Source organism: Streptomyces pathocidini (genome assembly GCF_001418495.1).
In the GTDB taxonomy this organism is placed as follows: domain Bacteria; phylum Actinomycetota; class Actinomycetes; order Streptomycetales; family Streptomycetaceae; genus Streptomyces; species Streptomyces pathocidini.
Genome location: NZ_LIQY01000436.1, coordinates 1 through 4710 on the forward strand (window position 1 = coordinate 1; position 4710 = coordinate 4710).

The 4710-nt window shown below is 73.9% G+C and carries 3 protein-coding genes and 1 pseudogene; 1 reads left to right on the forward strand and 3 read right to left on the reverse strand.

Annotated features, from left to right (window positions below; translation table 11 throughout):
* Positions 1-190 (forward strand): SpoIIE family protein phosphatase (locus AOK16_RS19665; RefSeq protein ID WP_157859275.1); only part of this gene is annotated, 190 nt, incomplete at its 5' end.
* 68 nt (positions 191-258) lie between these two features.
* Here the strand turns inward: AOK16_RS19665 and AOK16_RS19670 are convergent.
* From AOK16_RS19670 to AOK16_RS19680, 3 genes and pseudogenes are all read right to left on the reverse strand, one after another.
* A complete protein-coding gene (locus tag AOK16_RS19670; RefSeq protein WP_055473520.1) occupies positions 259-1650 on the reverse strand; it encodes an NADP-dependent succinic semialdehyde dehydrogenase in 1392 nt (463 codons plus the stop codon).
* A 69-nt stretch (positions 1651-1719) separates the two neighbouring features.
* A pseudogene (locus tag AOK16_RS19675) lies at positions 1720-3684 on the reverse strand (aconitate hydratase); the annotation flags it as partial.
* A 39-nt stretch (positions 3685-3723) separates the two neighbouring features.
* Positions 3724-4710: baeRF2 domain-containing protein (locus AOK16_RS19680; protein WP_157859276.1), on the reverse strand; the 987-nt coding region annotated here is incomplete at its 5' end.

The following is a 4710-nucleotide window of genomic DNA, read 5'->3' on the forward strand; positions in this document are numbered from 1 at the left end:
CACCGACGGGCTGATCGAGACGCGGGACGACCCGATCGACGACCGGCTGGCCGCGCTGGTCCGGATGCTGGACGGGCGGCGCCACTCGCTGGAGCGGACCTGCGACCTGCTGCTGCACTCGCTGCGGGACCCGGACGGGCACGACGACGTGGCACTGCTGATCGCGGAGGTCAAGCCTTCGGGCTCCTGAGCGGGCGCCGGGCTGCTCCCGTAGCGACGCCCAGCTCCCGTACCGACGCCTACTCTCCGTACCGACGCCTACTTCCCGTACCAGAGCGTGGTTGCGTTGCAGAACTCCTTGATGCCGTGGGCCGACAGCTCCCGGCCGTAGCCGGAGCGCTTGGCGCCGCCGAAGGGGAAGCCGGGGTGGGAGGCGGTCATACCGTTGAAGTAGACGCCGCCCGCCTCCAAGTCCCGTGCGCAGTGCTCCTTTTCGGCCTCGTCCCGGGTCCACACGTTGGAGCTGAGGCCGAACGGGGTGTCGTTGGCGGTCTTCACCGCCTCGTCCAGGTCCTCGACGCGGTAGAGCGTGGCGACGGGGCCGAAGGCCTCCTCGTGGTGGATGCGCATCTCCGGGGTGATGTCGGCGAGGACCGTGGGCTCGTAGTACCACCCGGCTGTCAGGCCCTCCGGGCGGTCGCCGCCGCACAGGACGGTCGCGCCGCGGCCGCGGGCGTCGTCGACCAGCTCCTCCAGGGAGCGCCGGCCCTGCTCGCTGGAGAGCGGCCCGACGTCGGTGGACTCCTCCATCGGATCGCCGACGGCGAGCGCGGACATGGCCTGGACGAAGCGGGCGGCGAAGGCGTCGTAGACGTCGGTGTGCACGATGAACCGCTTGGCGGCGATGCAGGACTGGCCGTTGTTCTGGACGCGGGCGGTCACCGCGGTCGCCACGGCCTTGTCGAGGTCGGCGGAGGGCAGCACCAGGTACGGGTCGCTGCCGCCGAGTTCGAGCACGGTCTTCTTGATGACGTCCCCGGCGATCGAGGCGACCGAGCGGCCGGCGGGCTCGCTGCCGGTGAGCGTGGCGGCGGCCACGCGCGGGTCGCGCAGGATGTCGGCGACCGCGTCGGAGCCGACGAGCAGGGTCTGGAAGCAGCCGTCGGGGTAGCCCGCCCTGCGGAACAGGTCCTCCAGGTAGAGCGCGGTCTGCGGCACGTTCGAGGCGTGCTTGAGCAGGCCGACGTTGCCGGCCATGAGGGCGGGGGCGGCGAACCGTACGACCTGCCAGAGCGGGAAGTTCCACGGCATGACGGCCAGGACCGGGCCGAGGGGACGGTAGCGGACGACGGTGTCGGCGGCGCCCGAGTCGGCGACGTCGTGGGCGCGCGGGTGCTCGTCGGCGAGCAGTTCCTCGGCGTGCTCGGCGTACCAGCGCATGGCCTTGACGCACTTGGCGGCCTCGGCACGGGCGGACTTCAGCGTCTTGCCCATCTCCAGGGTCATGGTGCGGGCGATGTCGTCCTGGTCGGCCTCCAGCAGCTCGGCCGCGTCGCGCAGCAGCTCGCTGCGGGCGGCGAACGGGGTGGTGCGGAAGACGTGGAAGGCCGCGTGGGCGCGGGCCAGCCGGGCTTCGATCTCCTCGCCGCCGAGAGCGTCGTAGGTCTTGAGCGTTTCCCCGGTGGCGGGGTTGACGGTCGCGATCGGCACGGGGATCCCTCCTCGGGAGGCGGTGCAGCACGGGGGTACGACAGGGGCGGGTGACCCGCACTGTCGTTTCTACTCCCGCGCCGGGGGTTCCGCCTCCGCCGCGATCCGGGGGATGACGCCGCCCGCGAGGACGGTGGCGCGCTGGCGCGGGGAGAGCCGGTGGTGCACCGCGTACTCCTCGCCCTTGGTGGTGTTGCGCAGTTGGAGTACGGGTGGGGCGTCCGGGGCCAGTGCGGCGTCCAGGTGTTCCAGGCGGAGGCGGTCGCCGGGGTCGATGCGCTCCCAGTCGGCGGGGTCGTCGAATTCCAGGGCCAGGACGCCGAAGTTGGCGAGGTTCTGCCAGTGGATGCGGGCGAAGGAGCGGGCGGCGACCACGCGCAGACCCAGGTGGCGCGGGGTGATCGCGGCGTGCTCGCGGGAGGAGCCCTGCCCGTAGTTGTCGCCGCCTACCACGAAGTGCGCGGCGCCCAACTCGGCCGCTCGGCGCGGGTATTCGGGGTCGAGGCGGGTGAAGGTGAACTCGGCGAGCCGGGGGATGTTGGAGCGGTACGGCAGGGCCTTGGCGCCGGCCGGGGAGATCTCGTCGGTCGAGACGTTGTCGCCCGCCTTGAGGAGTACGGGCCCTTCGAGGGTGGCGGGCAGCGGGCCGAAGCCGGGCAGCGCGGAGATGTTGGGGCCGCGCTCCAGCTCGACGCGTACCGCCTCCTCCTGCGGCGGCGGGGGCTCCAGGGCGGCGGTGTTGACGGAGGCGCGCTCGGGGAGGGCGAGGTCGGGTGGTTCCATGCCGGCTTCGGCGGCCCAGTCGCGGGGGTCGGTGACGGCCCCGGTCAGCGCGGAGGCCGCGGCGGTTTCGGGCGAGCACAGCCAGACGGCGTCCTCCTCGGTGCCGGAGCGGCCGGGGAAGTTGCGGGGGAAGGTGCGCAGCGAGTTGCGCCCGGCGGCGGGGGCCTGGCCCATGCCGATGCAGCCCAGGCAGCCGGCCTGGTGGATGCGGGCGCCCGCGGCGATCAGGTCGAAGGTGGCGCCCATGCGGGTCAGATCCTGGAGGATCTCCCGCGAGGTGGGGTTGACGTCGAAGCTCACACCCGGCGCGGTCTGGCGGCCCTTGACCATGGCGGCGGTGATCGCGAAGTCCCGCAGCCCGGGGTTGGCGGAGGAGCCGACGACGCACTGGGACACCGGTTCCCCGGCCGCCTCGCGTACGGGGACGACGTTGCCCGGCGAGGTGGGGCGGGCGATCAGCGGCTCCAGGGCAGAGAGGTCGATCTCCTCCTCCAGGTCGTAGCCGGCTCCGGGACCGGCCGTGATCTCGGTGAAGTCCCGCTCGCGGCCCTCCGCGCGCAGGAAGTCCCGTACGGCCTCGTCGGCGGGGAAGACGGTCGTGGTGGCGCCCAGTTCCGCGCCCATGTTGGCGATGACGTGGCGGTCCATGGCGGTCAGGCCCGCGAGGCCGGGGCCGTGGTACTCGAGGATCCGGTCGACGCCGCCCTGCACGCCGTGGCGCCGCAACAGCTCCAGGATCACGTCCTTGGCGCTGACCCAGGGCGGGAGTTCACCGGTCAGCCGGACGCCCCAGATGTGCGGCATCCGCAGGTGCAGCGGGCGGCCCGCCATGGCGAGCGCCACCTCCAGGCCGCCGACCCCGACGGCGAGCATGCCGAGGGAGCCGGCCGCGCAGGTGTGGGAGTCGGAGCCCGCGAGGGTCCGGCCGGGGACGCCGAAGCGCTGCATGTGGGTGGGGTGCGAGACGCCGTTACCGGGCTTGGAGTACCAGAGGCCGAAGCGGCGGGCCGCCGAGCGCAGGAAGACGTGGTCCTCGGCGTTGCGCTCGTCGGCCTGGAGGAGGTTGTGGTCGACGTACTGGACGCTGACCTGGGTCCGCACCCGGTCCAGGCCGAGCGCCTCCAGCTCCTGCATCACCAGGGTGCCGGTGGCGTCCTGGGTGAGGGTCTGGTCCACCCGCAGGCCGATCTCCTCACCGGGCTCCATCCGGCCCGAGACGAGGTGCTCGGCGATCAGCTGGTGGGCGACGGTGGCCCGATGGGCACCGCTGCCTTGCCCGGGGGCCGTGGTTCAGCCGCTCCAGCGCAGGACCGCGCCCAGGCCGCCCGCCGGGCCCTTCGTGCCCTCGGGGACGAGCAGCAGTTCGGCGCCGGCCGCCACGGCGGAGCGGAGCAGCGCGTCGTCCGCGCGGGCCTGCTCCGGCTTTGGCACGCCCATGGCCTGTGCCTGCCCGCGCTGTACGGCGACCTGGTCGGCGCCGGGGCCGATCCACACGGCGCGGCCCGCGTCGGAGGCGTCCTGGGTGAGGAGCAGGGTGCCGACCTGGTGGCTGCGGGCGGCGTCCACCAGGGCGGGCACGCCCTCGGCCGCCTCTCCGGGGTTGCTGTCGACGCCGCGGGCGCCGTGTTCGCCGCCGCGGCCGCGGCCGGCGCGGAACCGGTCGAGGGCGTCTTCCACCCGGCCTCGTACGTACTCCTCGCAGGCCTGCGCGATCCGCCGGTCCAGCGCGCTCCTGGAGGCGCCGGGGGACCTGCTGCCGTTCTCGACCTCGACCGTGGCGGCCTTGATCTGCTCGGGCAGCCGGTGGTGCACGGCCCGCCGCTCGCGGGGGTCGCCGGTCAGCACCAGCAGCCGGGCGCCGGTCTCGGGCCAGGTGCGGGTGATTTCGCCCGCGATGACGTCGGCGGTCTCGTTCCAGCCGTTCTCGACCTTGTTGCGGTAGTGCCACTCGTAGCGGTCGGTGGGCACGCCGCGGTGGCCGCGGCCGCGCCACTCCCTGCCGTTGGCCTGGCCGAGGGTCTCGCAGCGGTGTGCGGCGCGTAGTTCGAGGTCGGCGCCGGTGCGGTCGATGTAGGCGACCAGGCAGGGCGGCTCGTCGCCGCGCAGCCCGGCCAGCGGGGCGATGTGGGGCAGGGTCGACCAGGTGGCCTCGGTCGGCGGGGTGGCGGCCAGCGGGACGTCGAGGACGACCTCGGCGCCCGCGGCGAACAGCGCCCGGCCGGGGGGTGCGCCGGAGACCGGCTCGTGGGTGAGCCGGTCCATCACGGCCCGCACGGT